The sequence below is a fragment of the Brevibacillus choshinensis genome (genome assembly GCF_016811915.1).
In the GTDB taxonomy this organism is placed as follows: domain Bacteria; phylum Bacillota; class Bacilli; order Brevibacillales; family Brevibacillaceae; genus Brevibacillus; species Brevibacillus choshinensis_A.
On the sequence record NZ_CP069127.1, the window covers coordinates 4,010,664 to 4,026,857 of the forward strand.

General features: G+C 49.1%; 18 protein-coding genes and 2 riboswitches. Of the genes, 9 read left to right on the forward strand and 9 right to left on the reverse strand.

Annotation, left to right across the window (positions count from 1 at the left end; translation table 11 throughout):
• Genes JNE38_RS20185 through JNE38_RS20195 form a run of 3 tightly spaced genes read right to left on the reverse strand, consistent with a single transcriptional unit; the run spans position 1 to position 3,443 of the window.
• The gene (locus JNE38_RS20185) at positions 1-912 is read right to left on the reverse strand and encodes an ABC transporter permease (protein ID WP_203352957.1); all 912 of its coding nucleotides are present in this window, start codon (positions 910-912) and stop codon (positions 1-3) included.
• Positions 913-923: 11 nt separating this feature from the next.
• Positions 924-1,841: an ABC transporter permease gene (locus JNE38_RS20190; RefSeq protein WP_203352958.1), complete on the reverse strand. Its 918-nt coding sequence runs from the start codon at positions 1,839-1,841 to the stop codon at positions 924-926.
• 30 nt (positions 1,842-1,871) lie between these two features.
• Positions 1,872-3,443 (reverse strand): ABC transporter substrate-binding protein, encoded by a 1,572-nt coding sequence (locus JNE38_RS20195; RefSeq protein ID WP_203352959.1) that lies wholly within the window; start codon positions 3,441-3,443, stop codon positions 1,872-1,874.
• Positions 3,444-3,666: 223 nt separating this feature from the next.
• Between JNE38_RS20195 and JNE38_RS20200 the strand changes: the two genes are divergently transcribed.
• Positions 3,667-5,559: a helix-turn-helix domain-containing protein gene (locus tag JNE38_RS20200; RefSeq protein ID WP_203352960.1), complete on the forward strand. Its 1,893-nt coding sequence runs from the start codon at positions 3,667-3,669 to the stop codon at positions 5,557-5,559.
• A 126-nt stretch (positions 5,560-5,685) separates the two neighbouring features.
• Positions 5,686-6,066, forward strand: coding sequence for a DoxX family protein (locus JNE38_RS20205; protein WP_203352961.1), 381 nt, complete (start codon positions 5,686-5,688; stop codon positions 6,064-6,066).
• On the opposite strand, the gene JNE38_RS20210 is transcribed toward JNE38_RS20205, so the two are convergent.
• Positions 6,054-6,419 carry a PAS domain-containing protein gene (locus JNE38_RS20210; RefSeq protein WP_203352962.1) on the reverse strand — a complete coding sequence of 122 codons (366 nt, stop codon included), beginning with the start codon at positions 6,417-6,419 and terminating at the stop codon, positions 6,054-6,056. The two genes, JNE38_RS20205 and JNE38_RS20210, sit on opposite strands and share 13 nt — an antisense overlap.
• 45 nt (positions 6,420-6,464) lie before the next feature.
• Positions 6,465-6,794 carry a PAS domain S-box protein gene (locus JNE38_RS20215; RefSeq protein ID WP_203352963.1) on the reverse strand — a complete coding sequence of 110 codons (330 nt, stop codon included), beginning with the start codon at positions 6,792-6,794 and terminating at the stop codon, positions 6,465-6,467.
• 304 nt (positions 6,795-7,098) lie between these two features.
• Between JNE38_RS20215 and JNE38_RS20220 the strand changes: the two genes are divergently transcribed.
• From JNE38_RS20220 to JNE38_RS20230, 4 genes are all read left to right on the forward strand, one after another.
• Entirely contained in the window at positions 7,099-8,343 is a 1,245-nt protein-coding gene (locus tag JNE38_RS20220) for a hypothetical protein (RefSeq protein ID WP_238933388.1), read from the forward strand.
• Positions 8,249-8,638 carry a vanadium-dependent haloperoxidase gene (locus JNE38_RS30745; protein ID WP_238933389.1) on the forward strand — a complete coding sequence of 130 codons (390 nt, stop codon included), beginning with the start codon at positions 8,249-8,251 and terminating at the stop codon, positions 8,636-8,638. The genes JNE38_RS20220 and JNE38_RS30745 overlap by 95 nt, the downstream gene beginning before the upstream one ends.
• 184 nt (positions 8,639-8,822) lie before the next feature.
• Positions 8,823-9,314 carry a GNAT family N-acetyltransferase gene (locus tag JNE38_RS20225; protein ID WP_203352964.1) on the forward strand — a complete coding sequence of 164 codons (492 nt, stop codon included), beginning with the start codon at positions 8,823-8,825 and terminating at the stop codon, positions 9,312-9,314.
• A gap of 121 nt (positions 9,315-9,435) precedes the next feature.
• Positions 9,436-10,257, forward strand: a complete 822-nt coding sequence (locus JNE38_RS20230) for a DUF92 domain-containing protein (protein WP_203352965.1) — start codon at positions 9,436-9,438, stop codon at positions 10,255-10,257.
• 74 nt (positions 10,258-10,331) lie between these two features.
• Here JNE38_RS20230 and JNE38_RS20235 read toward each other — a convergent pair whose 3' ends face one another.
• Positions 10,332-11,222: a GNAT family N-acetyltransferase gene (locus JNE38_RS20235; protein ID WP_203357659.1), complete on the reverse strand. Its 891-nt coding sequence runs from the start codon at positions 11,220-11,222 to the stop codon at positions 10,332-10,334.
• A gap of 220 nt (positions 11,223-11,442) precedes the next feature.
• On the opposite strand from JNE38_RS20235, the gene JNE38_RS20240 reads away from it, so the two are divergent.
• Positions 11,443-11,688, forward strand: coding sequence for a YolD-like family protein (locus JNE38_RS20240; protein ID WP_203352966.1), 246 nt, complete (start codon positions 11,443-11,445; stop codon positions 11,686-11,688).
• A 152-nt stretch (positions 11,689-11,840) separates the two neighbouring features.
• Here JNE38_RS20240 and JNE38_RS20245 read toward each other — a convergent pair whose 3' ends face one another.
• Both JNE38_RS20245 and JNE38_RS20250 read right to left on the reverse strand, forming a co-directional pair.
• Entirely contained in the window at positions 11,841-13,049 is a 1,209-nt protein-coding gene (locus JNE38_RS20245) for a macrolide family glycosyltransferase (RefSeq protein ID WP_203352967.1), read from the reverse strand.
• A gap of 160 nt (positions 13,050-13,209) precedes the next feature.
• Positions 13,210-14,178 (reverse strand): NAD(P)-dependent alcohol dehydrogenase, encoded by a 969-nt coding sequence (locus JNE38_RS20250; RefSeq protein ID WP_203352968.1) that lies wholly within the window; start codon positions 14,176-14,178, stop codon positions 13,210-13,212.
• 350 nt (positions 14,179-14,528) lie between these two features.
• Positions 14,529-14,686: riboswitch (cyclic di-AMP (ydaO/yuaA leader) on the forward strand.
• Positions 14,687-14,693: 7 nt separating this feature from the next.
• On the opposite strand from JNE38_RS20250, the gene JNE38_RS20255 reads away from it, so the two are divergent.
• Positions 14,694-15,359, forward strand: a complete 666-nt coding sequence (locus JNE38_RS20255) for a CAP domain-containing protein (protein ID WP_203352969.1) — start codon at positions 14,694-14,696, stop codon at positions 15,357-15,359.
• A gap of 224 nt (positions 15,360-15,583) precedes the next feature.
• A riboswitch (cyclic di-GMP riboswitch) is annotated at positions 15,584-15,666 on the forward strand.
• 12 nt (positions 15,667-15,678) lie between these two features.
• Complete coding sequence (locus JNE38_RS20260; protein WP_203352970.1) at positions 15,679-15,873, forward strand: hypothetical protein; 195 nt, start codon at positions 15,679-15,681, stop codon at positions 15,871-15,873.
• Between the two features lie 140 nt (positions 15,874-16,013).
• Here JNE38_RS20260 and JNE38_RS20265 read toward each other — a convergent pair whose 3' ends face one another.
• A complete protein-coding gene (locus JNE38_RS20265; RefSeq protein WP_203352971.1) occupies positions 16,014-16,157 on the reverse strand; it encodes a hypothetical protein in 144 nt (47 codons plus the stop codon).
• Between the last annotated feature and the right edge of the window lie 37 nt (positions 16,158-16,194).

The following is a 16,194-nucleotide window of genomic DNA, read 5'->3' on the forward strand; positions in this document are numbered from 1 at the left end:
TCAATTGCCCTTCAGCTCGGGATCGAGAACATCACGCATCCAATCCCCGAACAGATTGACCCCCAGCGCCGTCACGACGATGGCGATGCCTGGGAATGTAATCAGCCACCAGGCACTGAATATGTAGTCCTTTCCTTCGCTCAGCATGTTGCCCCAGGCAGGCTGAGGAGGCTGGACCCCGAATCCCAGAAAGCTGATGGATGCCTCTGCGATGATGTAGGTTGCAATCTGCAGCGACGAGAGCACGATAATGGGCGTAAACAGATTGGGAATCATGTGCCGAGCGATGATTTCCCAGCGAGGTACCCCGGTAGCCACGCAGGAGAGGATGAATTCCTTTTCCCGCAAAGCCAATACCTCACTGCGCACGACCCGTGCATACACGACCCAGCCGGCTACCGCCAATGAAATAATGATATTTTTCAGTCCCGTCCCAATTACGGCATTGATCACGAGGACGAGCAGAATAAAGGGAAAGCTGAGTACCACGTCCACGATTCGCATGATGATGAGATCGACCCATCCGCGAAAGTAACCGGCAATCACCCCCAGCGCGGTCCCCACGAATCCAGCCACTGCCACCGCGCAGCACCCGATGAGTAACGATACACTCGTTCCGTGAATGAGTCTGGATAAGATGTCTCTCCCCAGCTGGTCGGTACCGAGAACATGCCCGTCTGACAGCGGAGGAAGCAGCTTTTTACTGAGCTGTGCCAGATTGGGATCATAGGGCGCCACCCACGAACCGAAAATCCCGAGGAACAGCACCGCCAGAATGATTGCGAAACCGGCCATGCCCGACGGACTCTTCTTCAGCTGCCGGAAATAGAAGCTGACTTTCAGCTGACTTTTCCTGCGATTTCGCGTAAGGCTCGGATCGATGCCAGCTCCCGTAACGGTTGTTTGATTCATTCGCTGCCCCCCTACTTGAATCGGATTTGTGGATTGACGTAGGCGTAGAGCACATCCACCACAAAATTAATCACGGAATAGATGAAGGCGATGAAAAACACGCCTGCCATGACTACCGGAAAATCACGCCCCAAGAGAGACTGCATCAGGAGCCGCCCAAGTCCCGGCCAGGCAAAGACTACCTCCACGATGACCGCGCCGCCGAGCAGCACACCCAGATCGAGAGCTACCAGTGTAATGATCGGGATGAGCGTGTTCTTCAAGGCGTACATCGAAAGGATCTTGTACATCGGGACGCCGGAGGCTTTGGCTGTCCGTATGTAGTCCTTTCGCAGAACATCCAGCATCGTCGAACGGGTGAACCGTGCGAACCGTGCGACACTGTACGCCGCCAATGTCAGGGCAGGCAATATCAGATGAACGGCCGAACCCCCGCCCCCGGTGGGAAGCCACTTGAACTGGACGGCAAACACGTAAATCAAGAGCAATCCGAGCCAAAAGCTGGGCAAGGCTTGCCCCAATACCGTGAAGGCTACTCCCGTCTGGTCAAACCAGGTATTTCGTTTGTACGCCGAGTGGATACCGATCGGAATCGAGATCAAGAGCGAAAGCCCCAGCGCGGTAAAAGCCAGCTGAAAGGTTGCCGGAATCCGACTGAGCACAGTCTGCAAGGCGTCCTCCCGCGTACGTAAAGAGGTCCCGAAATCACCCTGGACCGCATTCGTCATGAATTCCGTATATTGCACGAGCAGCGGTCGATCAAAACCAAGCGCTTTGCGAAATTCCTCCAGCTGCTCGCGCGGAGCATCCGGCGGCAAAAACAGCGCCGTCGGATCTCCCGAGAGGCGGATCAAGAAAAAGACAGTCGTCAGAGCCAAGAAGAGAACGACCAGCACTTGCACGGTCCGTTTTATGAGATAGTCCAGCATAGAGTCCTCCTCCCTACGTCTTTTCTCCTTCTATTTGGCCCACTTCATTTCAAACACGGCGAATTTTTCATCCGCACGGGGAGTGAACTCCAAATTTTTGTCTACCGCGTACAGGTCACCTTGCTGCCAGAGCGGTACCCAAGCAGCCTCCTCTACCAACCGGTGCTGCAGCTCGTCGAATCCTTTTTTGCGCTCTGCGGGATCAAACACCGGCAGCGCTTTCTGGATCATCGCCTCTACCTCTTTATCATGGAAACCGCTGTAAGGGGCTTTTTCCGTGAACAGGTTCTCGATCGTGCCTTGGGCATCAAAGGCAGGGCCCCAGCCGAGAATGAACATATCCTTCATTTCATGCTGGCGGATCTTGGCGAGGTGATTACCCCATTCGTTTGCTTGCACCGTGACGGTGATCCCGATCTTTTGCAGCTGGGATGCAATCGCTTGGGCGACGTGCGTGTCCATCGGGTATCGGCCATTCGGTGTGTCCAGCTGCAGCTTCAAGGTCTTCGGATCGATGTTCGCCTCTTTGAGCAGCGCGATTGCTTTGTCCGGGTCATAGCCGTAATCTTTGGTCTCCGTGTAATCCGCGTTCACTTTGGACAATGGTCCCGTCATTTTTGTGCCGTAACCGTTCAATACCGACTTCAGCAGTTCGTCCACGTCGATCGCGTAGTTGATAGCCTGGCGCACCCGCTTGTCTTTTAGCGGACCATCATAGAACGTATTGAGCGCCACATAGTTGATCCTCGACGAACCGACCATCTCGATCTTGCCGTTGTCGCTGTTTTTCACTCGTTCGACCGAGTCTACGGGGACGTTTTTAAACAGGTGTATTTCTCCACTCAGAAATGCAGACAGACGCGCGCTGAATTCCGGGATGATTTTGAACGTCAGCTTCTTGATCGTCGGCGCTCCCTGCCAGTACTCGTCATTGGCAACCAGCTGCAAGGATTCATCTCTCGTCCATTTTTCAAATTTGTATGGGCCGGTTCCCACTGGATCGGTCGCCGCTTTTTCCAGCCCCACCTCTTGGGTGTGCTTCGGTGCCATGATCAAGAGGTCGTCTGCGATCCTCAGCAGCAACGTAGGGAACGGCTGGACAGTGATGATCTGCACGGTATTTTCATCGACGACCTTCACTTCCTTGATGTCTTTCCATCTCGAACGATAGAACGAGTTGTTCTTTTCATCCAAAATGTAGTCGATGTTGTATTTCACCGCATCAGCATGAAACGGCTCTCCATTCGTGAACTTCACACCCTGGCGCAGCTTGAACTCCCATGTGAGAGGATCGAGGTTCTTCCATTCCGTCGCCAGCACCGGGATGAGAGCGCCATTCTTGTCACGATCGATGAGAGGGTCGTAGATGTTGCGAATTTGCACGTCTGTCACGTAGTTCACATCCGTATTGGCCAGCATCGTTGCCGCGTCTGCCTCGAAACCGATGACCAAGTCTTTGGAGGGGGCGTTGTTGTCGCCCGCGGATTGAATCTGTGGCGGCGGAGTGGTCGGAGCCGTTCCTGCTGTTTCAGGGGTGCATGCCGCTAAAAGTACAGCCACTAGCAAAAACAGGTATAGGAGCGCATGATTTTTCCGTAACATTTCCATCCCCCTCTGATCTTTCGTAACGAAATTTTCTGAATACATTTATTTTTATCGAAGAGACGGCTTGTTTCTACGTATGTTTCCATGAATTTCGCTGACAAAACTTGTGTGATTCCACCAAAAACAAAAGAGGATTCTCGCTTTCTTTTTCTAATAGAGGATGGGTATACCTACCATTTTGAACCTGCTTCTCACATCCTCTACTCGTAAAGGTGGGCCCATGAAAAGTGAGCTGAGTCACGGACAGTTGCAAATGCTGATTCAAGTTTCCAACGCCATCAATTCCACACTCGATCTGGACGTTGTATTCAATACCATCATGAAAGAGACGCTCTCCGTAATCGAAGCAGCCGACGAAGGGTATTTGTTTCTGTACGACCCGACAGACGATTATCTCGTGGCGAAAAGCATTTTTCTGCGCAGCAATGACGTACTCTCGGTCGTTCGCCTCAAGCCTGGCGAATCCATGACCGGCATTACCTTTCTCAATAAAGCGTGCACGCACTTTCCAGATCGACAGAGTGTGTACCGCGCGACCCGGACGATGTCTACTCCCAATCAGGAGCGTTTGCGTGCAGCGGACCCTATCTTCCCCTATTCCGCAGCCTGCGCCCCCATCATGTCAAACGGCGAGTGCATCGGCGTTATCACGCTTGACTGCTTCCGCTCTGATGCTTCCTTCAAGCCTGAGGACCTACAGCTTATGGAGGCCATCTCCCATCAAGCGGCGATCGCTTTGGAAAAAGCCAATTTGTATCGGGACAAAGAAAAATCGGTTCAGCTTCTGGAAGCGATGAATACGCAGATGAAGCAGCAGAACCAGCTGCTGAATCGCTCCCTGGAAATCCACAAGCATTTGGCAGAGCTGGTGCTGCACGGAGACGGCGTACAAGACATCCTGCATTACGTTCACCAGCTCATGGATAAACCGATCGTCCTCATGGATCAAATGGGTGAGATCCTGTCCTCCTCCCCGGCTCTCTCATGCCTGGGCCATCAGACGGTGAGAAAGCTGGAGGATATGCAGCGCTCGATCCATGCTTCTCTGACGCATGTGGCTGCGAATCCGCTCTTTGGCACAAGAAAAACATCTAACGGCATTACCGTATTTCCCATTGGAGCCAAGCCCCATTTGCTGGGATATCTTGCGCTGCTTACAGATCAACCCCTGGACGAAGTGGACATGGCAGCACTCGAACACGTCAGCACCGTCATTTCTTTCGAGCTGGTCAAGGAACAAGCTGTCTTTGAAACCGAACAAAACCTGAAGGGCCAATTTATCGAACAGCTGTTTACGGGACATATCAGCACCCGACTCATTGATCAGGCCAGACATTTGCAGATGGATCCCCAGCGATTCTACCAGGTGCTCACGATCAATTTCGAAAACGATCTCAGGGAATCTCCCGACTATTACCATCGCTTGGTTGCGGCCCGAAGGAATCTCATTCAGATCGCTACGGACTCTTTTTTGCACTCTTTTACGCCCGGTATGATCGTAGCCAAACAGGAGCATCTGGTCGTCTTGCTCTCTTATTCCAGCAATCATTCTCGGAAAGACCTGCACGTCACCCTCATTGAGCAGTGCCAACGCTTCACGTCCGCCATCCAAAGAAAGAGGTGGGGGCTTCGCACAGTGATAGGAATAGGAGGGGTAAAAACTGGTTTGAAGGAAGTCTACAAATCCTCCGAGGAAGCCATGAAGTGTCTTTGCTTCATGAAAAACTATCGCATGGAGCATTCCTATTTGAGCTATGCCGAGCTTGGCGGCCAACGCTTGCTGCTGCAAAACACGACTGAGGAACTGTTGGACTACGTCTTCGAAACGCTGGGCCCCCTTTTCAGCTACGAGAAAAGCCGAAAAAGAGAGTTTTTACAAACCCTCACGTCTTTTCTCGATCACAGGCTCCGTATGAAAGAGACTGCTTTGAATATGAATATCCACATGAATACGCTGATTTATCGAATCAAGAGAATCGAAGAAATTTTGGGGATCTCGCTGAACAATCAAAAGCAAATTCTCGATGTCAGCATGGCTGTTCAAATCTATCAGCTGATGGAGGGAGAGATAGAAGCTCGATTGAAGGAGGGCGCTGACAAATCAAAATTGTAAAAACAGAAGGCTGGCATCCCAGAAAATGAACTCCCCATTGCTATCACACATTAATTCCTCCTATTTAGGGACAATAACTACAAACAAAATAACTCGCTTGCACCTGAGAAAGGAGCTAGTCATTTTATGGAGGACCTAGGAATTCTTATCATTCGTCTTGTTTTAGGGTTGACCTTTGTTGGACATGGCAGCCAAAAATTATTCGGGTGGTTTGGTGGACATGGAATAAAGGGAACTGGGGGGTGGATGGAATCTGTCGGAATCAAACCAGGTGTCTTGATGGCAGTGGTTGCTGGAGTCCTTGAATTTGTTGGTGGTCTTTTATATGCCACAGGGTTTTGGTTCACACTGGGCGCAGCAATGATCGTCCTCGCCATGTTGGGAGCGATGAAAGTTCACTTACCCAATGGTTATTGGGCGGATAAAGGTGGCATTGAATATCCGTTTGTAATCATTGCAATCGCGATTGGTCTCGCTCTGATCGGGCCAGGTATCTATTCCCTGTAGCTCGCAGACGAACCAACATAGAAAAACGGATGCCGCAGCATCCGTTTTTTTTGCATGATTTCTCCAGATCGATCGCGGATAAATTCCACCGTAGTCTCATACCAGCGATATCCTCCATTTTTATGCCGAACACGACCGGTAAATCGGACGGTGTCTTGGTCGATCCTTACCGAGCTGCGAGACTCTAGTAATTTTTTATTGTCGTCCGGGTGGTTGAAAGCGACTGCTGGCTTCCCAATGACCTCTTCTGGCGTATACCCGAGCAGTGTCCTCACAGTTGGGGAGATATACGTGAAAACACCGTCTGCTGAAAAAGAAGAGATGATGTTTTGGGATTTCTCGGAAATGAACAAAAACATTTCTTGAATATTGGATAAAGACTCGCTTTGCTCCCGTTGCTAGCTGATATCTTCAAACGTGATGAACCTTCCTAGTTCCTGCCCGCCACTGACAAGTGGTATACACGTTACTCTCACATAAACGAAGAAGCCCCTTTTATGTGGAATGGCTAGTTCCAATCGGGCTTCACCAGAGCCACCAGACCAATCAAACAGTTGGGGCAATGTTATTTGTAGCAATTCTTCTCGTGTGTAGCCAAACATACGCAATGCCGAAGCATTTACATGTAAGAGATGGCCATCGACATCTACTACACATATACCGTCCGGATGATTTTCAAAAAAATTCTGAAACGCACCAGGTTGTTCGAGTACATTATTACGCAACATGATTCATGTATCCACCTTTTAAAACATGAGTTTTCAGGTCATCTCGCATTTCAGCTATATTCAGCTCTACTGATATCCTCTCTTATTAAAATGCAAAAAGCAACGAATTTTATCATTTCTGCTTTTGCTGCTCTATCCAGACCTCACTGCCCGTTCGTATAGCAAGTGGATTCATGCACGTAACGGACTGACACACTCCCTTTCACCAAATGGAAGCTGATGAGGATGAGCACCCATTACCAAAGCAAGCAAAAAAAATATACTACATCGAGGTCATTGCCATACGTAGGAGAAGATGCCGCTTATGAAAAAAGATGAACTGAAATCGTGTGAAATCGGTCCTGTAAACGCAAAGAGCCGTCGCAAACAAGCTGCTTCCATTCGTGAAGACGCTGCGGAGTTTCAGGAGGATCGTCCTCTCCCCCCTCATCCCTGCAACGGTGACGAGGAGAAATATGCTAATAAAATCGGCAGCTATTCCAAAGGGTTACCTCATCATTCCCTCGGCGAAGTTGACCGAACTGCCTATAAGTCCTTGATCAAGGCGCTTGAGTCTGGTGATCCGGTAGACTTTGAATCAATCGCTTTAGGCGGTGCGGCAAAGCTTACGAATCCCCAGGGAGCGTATGCATTCGATCTCGCTGGTCCTGATTCCCATCATCTGGGCATGATTGCCCCTCCAGCCTTCAGCAGCGCCTGGCAGGCCAGCGAGATGGCAGAGCTTTACTGGCAAGCATTGACTCGCGATGTCCCTTTTGCAGAATTCAGCACGAACCCGCTCACGATGGCTGCTGCATCCGATTTAACGAGCTTCACGGATTTTCGCGGTCCAAAAGACAGTGGAAAGGTAACCACCTCGACCTTGTTCCGGGGGAGTACTCCTGGAGACCTTGTAGGGCCGTATATCTCGCAATTCCTGTGGAAAGACATCCCTTACGGAGGAACAGCGATCGTCCAAAAATATCGGACAACGGTGGCGGGCGATGACCACATGACCACTTATCAGGACTGGCTGGACATCCAAAACGGAGGGGCTCCTGCTTCGCAAAATGAATACGACCCAACGCCCCGCTATATCCGCAATGGTCGAGATCTGAGTGAATGGGTTCACCGCGACTTCACCTTCCAAAGCTTTTTAGCTGGTTGTCTCATTCTTCTTGGGTTCGGACAGGGCGCACTGGATGCAGCCAACCCTTATCTGCATTCTGCGACACAGGTCGGTTACGTTTGGAGGACCGCATCTTTTGGACTTTGTGGTACGGTCGGCACGGTCCGCCCTCGAGGCCTCCTGGTTCCAGAAATGGCTGATCCATCGCCGGGTCAGGCCGGAAGAGTTCGGGGGGCGCGTCCACAACCAGTTGACGGGAGCTGCCCGTTACCCGATCCATTCGGAGCTGCTTCAGTCGCAAGCAGTTTCCGAGGTCTTCAGCAGGTTTGGAAGCTACCTTCTCCCCATGGCCTATCCAGAAGGCTGTCCTACTCATCCTTCCTATCCAGCTGGCCACGCTTGCATTGCCGGGGCTGGCATCACGATGCTGAAGGCGTTTAGCAACGAATCGTTCGTGATTCCGAATCCTGTCGAAGCCAGTCCTGATGGTCTCTCTTTGCTGCCTTACTCGGGAGCCCCCTTGACTCTCGGCAATGAATTGAACAAACTTGCTGCCAATATAGCCCTTGGCCGAGATACGGCTGGTGTACACTGGCGATCAGACGGAATCGAGGGGCTAAAGCTGGGTGAAGCAGTTGCCATTGGGATCTTGCAGGATTACAGCAACACCTATCATGAAAAATTCAGCGGCTTCTCCCTGACAACGTTTGATGGGAAAACCATCACGATCGGATAGGAAAGTTCAAACGAAAAAGGCCGCGGCAGCTTGGGTCACATATGTTTTAGAATGTTCCAATAAAAGAAAAAGCGGTAGTTTAAGACCTTGATAATAAGTCTTAGGCTGCCGCTCTACATGTCATGCTATCATGAAAGAAGATGTAAGGACATACATCCCATTTCGCGATGTGGAGGTCAGATATATGTTAATTATACGAAATGCAAGGATAGAAGATTTGCCTAAACTTGCAGCCATTGAACAGCTTTGCTTTTCAAAAGAAGAGGCTGCAACGGTAGAAGCCATTGAACAGCGCATCGAGTTAATTCCGGATAGCTTTTATGTAGCTGAAGAGGATGGTGAAATTGCGGGTTTCGTGAATGGACCAGTGATTGAAACAGCGTTCATAACGGATGATTTGTTTCATGCTATAAAGGAAAATCCAGCGACTGACTGGCATCAAAGCATTTTAGGATTAGCAGTTGCTCCACATTTTCAAAATCGTGGAGTGGCATCAAGGTTGCTTACGCATCTAGAAAAGGAAGCAAGAGCGAAAAAGCGTGAAAGCATCACACTTACTTGTAAAGAGAACTTAGTTCCCTTCTACGAAAGACATGGGTATGTCAATAATGGCGTCTCAAGTTCTGAACATGCTGGAGCAACATGGTACAACATGAGGAAAGAATTGCGGTCATAGTTCGCGTCAAATACATAAGCCCATGCGCTTCCACAACGACGCTTCATCATTGCCTTTTCATATTCGAATGCTTGCTGCGTTGAGGTATAATAGTTTCCATGCAAAGGGGGCGGAAACAGCGGTGGAGTGGTTAATAGGTCTGGCCTGCAGCGCTGCGATTGCAGGGACGGCTTATGCAAAACGGTCGCTGTCCGGTTCTGGATTTTTAGCGGCGGTGATGCTGGGCACGGTGATGTACGCGCTCGGAAGCGCAATCTGGTTCGGCTCCCTCATCGCTTTCTTCGTATCGTCAACCCTATGGTCCAAGTGGAAAAAGCATGCGAAGGAAGATGCAGAGAGCGGTTATGAGAAAGACGGGAGGCGCGATGCCGGCCAGGTCCTCGCTAACGGAGGGCTGGGGCTGCTGTTATGCACGGCAAATGGGGTGTCTCCACATCCGCTTTGGTGGTACGCTTTCCTCGGCGTTATGGCTGCGGTGACAGCAGATACTTGGGCTACAGAAATCGGCGGCTTGAGCAGGACGCCTCCGATATCGATCAAAACGGGTCGACGCGTTCCTCCTGGCACGTCGGGGGGCATTACTGGCCTCGGCTTGGGGGCTTCACTGTCTGGCGGCCTGTTTATCGGAGCCATAGCGTGGATGCTGCTTGCGTTGTCCGGGCAATCTGCTTTGGATGCCGTTCGTTTGGCTGCCTGGGTCGGAATAGCCGGACTGGCAGGCATTCTAAGCTCACTGGCCGATTCGTGGATCGGGGCGACCTGGCAGGAAATGTACCGTTGCGGCGCTTGCGGTCGGGAAATCGAGCAATCCCGCCACTGCGGCAGTCCTGCTGTAAGGATCCGCGGCCGCGCCGGCTGGAACAACGATGCCGTCAATGTCGCCGGCTCACTCGCAGGCGGTGTTGCAGCAGCGTTGCTGGCGCTGGCATTCGGCTTATCTTGATTCTAAAAACCGGAAAGACTTCGTATCGCCAAAACGATGCCGAGTCTTTCCGGTTATTTCAGCTTTTGGCAGTTTTACGCATGAGACGTTAACGGAAATAAGAAATGCTTCTCTACACCTTTTAAAAATGGACGTACGAATAAAACATCATCCGTCCCGGTGATCAACGCTGTCCGCATGTTCTGATTGTCACGATCAGGCACAAAGTGAAAATGAATCGTCTCCATCTCATCAGTCAGCAAATGATTGACAACGGCTTCCATATCCATTGTTCTTTTGCTTACGATATCGAAAACATGCAGCTGATCCTCTTCTTGTGCAAATAAGACAATCGCATCCGCATCTTCGACATAATAAATCACATCGTGAAAGACTAGCAGAAAGTAAAACATGAGTAGATGCTCGTCACCCTTCACGCCCAGTCTCGACGACACAGGGACTCTTTCCGACGCAAATTCCTTCATCAATGCAAAATCATCTGGGTTGTTCACATTCAGCTTGCGCAAGGCGGATTTCGAAGCCGCATGCTCTCTCATATCTGACACCCTCAAGCTGAAACTGCTTTCCTGAACCTTCTCAAAACCAAACTTGGGATAAAAATCGAGCACAGTATGGTTAGCAAACAAATAGAGATAATCGTAGTCCTTTTCATATTTATCAATGATATGGTTCATCAGCTTCGCCGATAACCCTTGATTACGATAATCTGGATGGGTCATCACGGTGCCCAATTGAAGCGCCTTACATTCCGAGCCATTGGACGTCACGACCATTTTATTGACAGAAACATTAGCAATGACCTGTTCCCCGTCCCAATAGGAATAACAGATGTAATTGTCATTCCAGCAGCCTTTGCTATACCATTCTGTAAAATCAAGCTTGAAAATGCGCTTTGCAAGCTCATTGAAGCTCTCCCTGTATTCTTCGACGTGCTTGTAGTCACAGATCAACTGAAGTTCATTCATCATGAATCCCCCATGTTTTGCTTGTATTCTCGCGTTTTCCACATTGTACCATCCTCCCATTTTTAAAAGAATAGCATTTGCACGTTCGCATTTCGTTCGTATATAATATAAGAACAAACGTTCCACTTCTCTTTCAGGACGAAGGTGTTAAGGAGCTGCAACGGCTATTACATAATTGAAAATCTTTCAAATAGGTTGATGAAAGCTGGGGGGAACCAACATGGTAAAAGCATCTGTACCAAAAAGACCCACACGGGATGAATTTGAATTGGAGGACTTGGGAAGCCAGCTTGAAGAAGCAAGGGAGGATGGCGACGAAAGAGCTCTGTCGGTTTGGGGTGAAACTGAAAAGGTTCGTGGACGGATCATGGTCCTTGACTCACGCACCAGACTCGTTCACGTTGAAAGCGAAGGAACAACAAGGAAGATCCCTTTCCTGGATATCATGAGGGTAAGCTACGAATAGAGCGGCAAAGGAAAACGAGGACATGATGAGGGCAATGGCTGACAAATGACAAACTAGCGGCAGCCAGGAAGACCATCATTACCTGGAATGCCGCTTCGTTCGAGGAAGGCTTCAGTGTCCATCCTGCTGCTACGACTGAGCTCAATCAACATTTATTTTGAGAAAGGATACTGATCTTTCCATTCGAATATCTCATCAACAGCTTGGCGATACCCACCTGACTGTTGAAAGGATTCCTTTATTTTTGCCACAGCCTGATTGAAAGTTGGGTCGTTCAACACATGATCCACGGATTCACGCAGTTGATTTGCAGTCAAGTTTTGCATTTGCAGCTTCATGCCTGCTCCGATATTGACGACTTGCCCGGCGATGATTGGCTGATCCGCGCTTTGTGGGATTACAATGAGCGGAACCCCGTGATAGAGACCTTCATTGGTGCTGTTCATTCCACCATGCGTAATAAATAATTTCGCATATTTGAGGACCTCAAGTTGCGGAACATAACTTTTCACAATGAAGTTTTTGGGGATTTCCCCCAAATCAGAGGTTTGAACGTTACTCCCGATCGACATGACGATGGTATGATCCGTGTTCCCAAGTGCCGTCATACATAGCTTATAGAAATCGATCGATCGGTTAACGATCGTACCCAATGAAATGTAAATGGGGCTTTTCCCCTCGATTTCAGTGAGGTCGAAGTTTTCCTGCGTGTATCGTGAAGAGATGGATGGACCTACAAATTTGTAAGTTTGGTCGAATGCTTCTCCAAAAGGTTGAAACTCCTTGGTTGTATAAACGATAGTAAGTGGTGCAGGATTACAAAAAACCTCATAAGGAGAATGGATCTCCACATCATATTTTTCCTTCACCCTATTCGTCAGGCGGTGATATTCCTCTTGGATGGGTGTAAGGATTTCCACAGGTATTTTGTCAGAAAGCTGTTCCAGCATGTTCTCGAATGATTCTTTTGTCTGCGCAAAAGAAGTACACGAATTCATTGCAGGAAGCTTTAGGATCTGCGCCAGTAACCGTCCGCATCCAAACATGGAATCGTGGATGATGTAATCAAAATGCTCTCCTTTGATCTGCTCAAGAACGCTAGGGATGACGATATCTGCCGTATGTAAAAGACCGTTGACTCTTTCAAGCAAATAATTTCTTCCACCCGAGATAAACGCTTCTATAAATTTTTGACCGTCAATTGTTCGTACAGTAGCTCCCGTCTTCTCCATACGCTCTCGAAAAGCTTCTACCGTAAAGTACACTACCTCTTCTCCGCGAGAGATAAGCTCCTGCACCACTCCAATCGTTGGATTGATATGTCCTTCTGATCCACTATTGATAAATAAAACACGTGCCATATCTACCGCTCCTTACGCATTACGCATTTCCCTACTTTGTGCAAGAATAATGGGCACTGCCCCAAACGATCGCTCCACTCAAATAATGGAATCAAGTTTATCATAGCCATCCATACTGCGCAAAACCACCTTGTTTTTCACTTCGGAACGAACAGAATGTTCAGTCTCCCCGAACGGTTAGTACCACGTTACCTTTCTTATGTCCCAGATCCACATAGCTGTGAGCCTCCGGTGCTTGCTCCAGCGGAAAGCGGCGATCGATTACAGAACGCAGCTTTCCTGCCTCGATCAGCTCCTTCAGATACATTAAGTCTTCTGCGGATTCCTTCGACGATCCGCCGATTACCTTCTTGCTGCTCGTCGCATTGACCCATAGTCCGCCAATGATCGGCAGAAAGTCCACATGGTACGCACGCAAATAGAAGCCATTCGGTGTCAGACGCTTGACGCAAGCTTGGAATGGACTCTTCCCGACCGTATCAAAAATGATATCGTAAGACGGACCTTCCTCTGCGAACTTCTCTTTTGTATAATCAATGACTCGGTCGGCTCCCAGCGATTTCACCAATTCCACATTAGACGTGCTGCACAATCCGGTTACTTCCGCGCCGAAATACTTGGAGAGCTGGACGGCATATGTCCCGACGCTGCCAGAAGCTCCGTAAACGAGCACCCGACTGCCGCTTTGGATGTTGGCCTTCCGGAGAAATTGCAGGGCCGTATAGGCGCCTACCGGTACCGCAGCTGCCTCCTCGAACGTCATGTTTGCAGGTTTGAGTGCGACACCGCCATTCTCGGGCAGACATTTGTATTCCGCATACGCGCCGAAGCTGATTCCGCAGGCAGCATATACGGAATCTCCCGGCTTGAACCGTGTAACGCGGCTACCCGCCGATTCGACCACGCCCGCCAGTTCGAATCCGAGAATCCTGATACGCTTTGGTCTCCAAAGGCCGTTGAATAGGCGCGCGAGGAAAGGATCTGCTTTGCGTAACCGGCAATCCCCAGCAGCAACGGTTGTAGCATAGACCTTAATCATGATTTCGTCGTCATTTGGTACGGGCTTGGCGACCTCCCGCAGCTGCAGCACATTCGGCGGTCCGTACCGCTCGTATACAATCGCTTTCATACTTCCTCCCCTTCTCTCCCCTTCGTAATCTTTCTCCATATTTATATACAGTTCACCGCTTACAAAAGTTTCCGTTCTTTAGCCACGGTGCATTATATGGCCTGATTCATAGAAATATCATTTCGCGAAGTTCTGCAAACAAAAACGAATGCCGCAGCATCCGTTTATGACCCGATCAAATCCGTTCGTTGAAAAAGAAGTCGTTGCCTCCATCCCCGCCGTTCCTTTTGATATTCGGACACCGCTCCCAGAGAAGTCGCTGTTTCTGCCACTTTCTCTAATATCCCATTAATCCTACCAAATTTTATACCTTTCATTTGACCGCGAATGTCTGTTATTCTAGGTCATGCCAAACAAAACAGCCGAAACTTCCTCACGAATGGAAGTGCGGGGGAACTTTTTTTCTTGCAGATGAGAGATCTGCATGGGGTGAATCGCCAATGTGCGTAGGGTTGTTTCCTCAATCCGAACCCGTCAACTAACCTCGTAGGCTAAAAAAAGGAGACGATGTGAATATGAAACGCCTAGGTACGATTGCAATCGCGACATTGGGATTGGGATTTGCTCTTTCCGGCTTTTCTAACACAGCTTCTGCCGCGGCTGCTTATCCTTGCCCATTGAATGCAGGGGCGACCAAGCAAGTGCAACAACAGCAACAAGCCCAAGGCTTCCCATATATGGTACAACCGCAATATGCATATCAACCAGTAATGCAACAGCCGGTTCAACAGCAATACAAGCAACAGCCTGTACAACAGCAGCCTGTACAACAGCCCGTTCAACAGCAGCCTGCAAAGCAACATCAAGTGGATGCATCCTCTGTTATGAAGCAAGTGGCGGATCTGGTAAACCAGGAACGTGCAAAAGCAGGCCTGAAACCGGTAGTACTGGACGCTTCCTTGAACAAGGTCGCTCAAGCGAAGGCAGCTGACATGTCCAACAACCATTACTTCGACCATACAAGCCCTACGTATGGTTCTCCCTTTGACATGATGAAACAGTTCGGGGTGTCGTTTATGACCGCAGGTGAGAACATTGCTATGGGTCAACGCACGGCTGATGAAGTCATGACTCAGTGGATGAACAGTGAAGGTCACCGCCAAAACATCATGAATCCTTCCTTCACCAAAATCGGAGTAGGCTTTGTGAATGGATACTGGGTGCAAGAATTCATCGGATAATGATAGGGTATGGGAAAGCCGCGTCCTCAAGCGAGGGGCCGGCTTTTTTGTTTTTTCTCAGAAAGGCAGAAACCTATGGCCGGGCAACTCGTCCCCGCTTTGCTGTCTTATTATTTACCTAGCTGGTGCGCTCATTCGTCGAAAAAAGGGGAGGGTTTTCAAAACCAAAGACCTATTTCCAAATGCCTATTGATGTTATAATTTCATCAATACCTTTTTTCCAATCCAGATAAAGGCAAATCATGCGAAAGTATGAGACGCAAAGCTAAAGGGGCCTCGTGGTAACACAAGCCAGCCAGCTACCAAAGGAGAATGCTTCATGACTCGTCAGCGTCTAGAGAAATGGATTCAAGAGAATACATTATTAAAAATTCAATTTAGAAACTCATCCGACGTTATTCTAGGACGAATATTGAAGGTGGAGAAAGTGACAATCCTTGTTTATCACGATGATAGCAAGCAACTGTTGAACTTGGCATTACAGGATATAAAAAGCATCGAAGTAACCGGATAAAGGAGTGCTGCCACAAGTAACAACGGCAGCCTTTTTTTGTATGGATGGTGAGTTACGTCCATTTTCGTCATTTGGTATGCTTTTACTGGTAAAAACTGTTATAATTATGGTAAGCATTCCGAAAGGTGGTGTAACCGTTGTTATATTTCCTTGGTGCCTTGGTAGCCGTAATCGGTGCGGGATTCTTCTTGGCTGGAACAAACAGCCTGACAAGAAAAGATGAGCATGCCGTAAACCATTCCATCGATGACGCGATTGCCCATCATCAGCTCAGTCAAATGCATCAGAATCAACATCACAATTTTTGAAGTTTGGTGCCCG

Excerpts from the sequence above, each read along its gene's own strand:
- JNE38_RS20185 (WP_203352957.1), bottom strand. The coding sequence starts at position 912 with ATGAATCAAACAACCGTTACGGGAGCTGGCATCGATCCGAGCCTTACG.
- JNE38_RS20190 (WP_203352958.1), bottom strand. The coding sequence starts at position 1,841 with ATGCTGGACTATCTCATAAAACGGACCGTGCAAGTGCTGGTCGTTCTC.
- JNE38_RS20195 (WP_203352959.1), bottom strand. The coding sequence starts at position 3,443 with ATGTTACGGAAAAATCATGCGCTCCTATACCTGTTTTTGCTAGTGGCT.
- JNE38_RS20200 (WP_203352960.1), top strand. The coding sequence starts at position 3,667 with ATGAAAAGTGAGCTGAGTCACGGACAGTTGCAAATGCTGATTCAAGTT.
- JNE38_RS20205 (WP_203352961.1), top strand. The coding sequence starts at position 5,686 with ATGGAGGACCTAGGAATTCTTATCATTCGTCTTGTTTTAGGGTTGACC.
- JNE38_RS20215 (WP_203352963.1), bottom strand. The coding sequence starts at position 6,794 with ATGTTGCGTAATAATGTACTCGAACAACCTGGTGCGTTTCAGAATTTT.
- JNE38_RS20220 (WP_238933388.1), top strand. The coding sequence starts at position 7,099 with ATGAAAAAAGATGAACTGAAATCGTGTGAAATCGGTCCTGTAAACGCA.
- JNE38_RS30745 (WP_238933389.1), top strand. The coding sequence starts at position 8,249 with ATGGCCTATCCAGAAGGCTGTCCTACTCATCCTTCCTATCCAGCTGGC.
- JNE38_RS20225 (WP_203352964.1), top strand. The coding sequence starts at position 8,823 with ATGTTAATTATACGAAATGCAAGGATAGAAGATTTGCCTAAACTTGCA.
- JNE38_RS20235 (WP_203357659.1), bottom strand. The coding sequence starts at position 11,222 with ATGAATGAACTTCAGTTGATCTGTGACTACAAGCACGTCGAAGAATAC.
- JNE38_RS20240 (WP_203352966.1), top strand. The coding sequence starts at position 11,443 with ATGGTAAAAGCATCTGTACCAAAAAGACCCACACGGGATGAATTTGAA.
- JNE38_RS20245 (WP_203352967.1), bottom strand. The coding sequence starts at position 13,049 with ATGGCACGTGTTTTATTTATCAATAGTGGATCAGAAGGACATATCAAT.
- JNE38_RS20250 (WP_203352968.1), bottom strand. The coding sequence starts at position 14,178 with ATGAAAGCGATTGTATACGAGCGGTACGGACCGCCGAATGTGCTGCAG.
- JNE38_RS20255 (WP_203352969.1), top strand. The coding sequence starts at position 14,694 with ATGAAACGCCTAGGTACGATTGCAATCGCGACATTGGGATTGGGATTT.
- JNE38_RS20260 (WP_203352970.1), top strand. The coding sequence starts at position 15,679 with ATGACTCGTCAGCGTCTAGAGAAATGGATTCAAGAGAATACATTATTA.
- JNE38_RS20265 (WP_203352971.1), bottom strand. The coding sequence starts at position 16,157 with ATGCATTTGACTGAGCTGATGATGGGCAATCGCGTCATCGATGGAATG.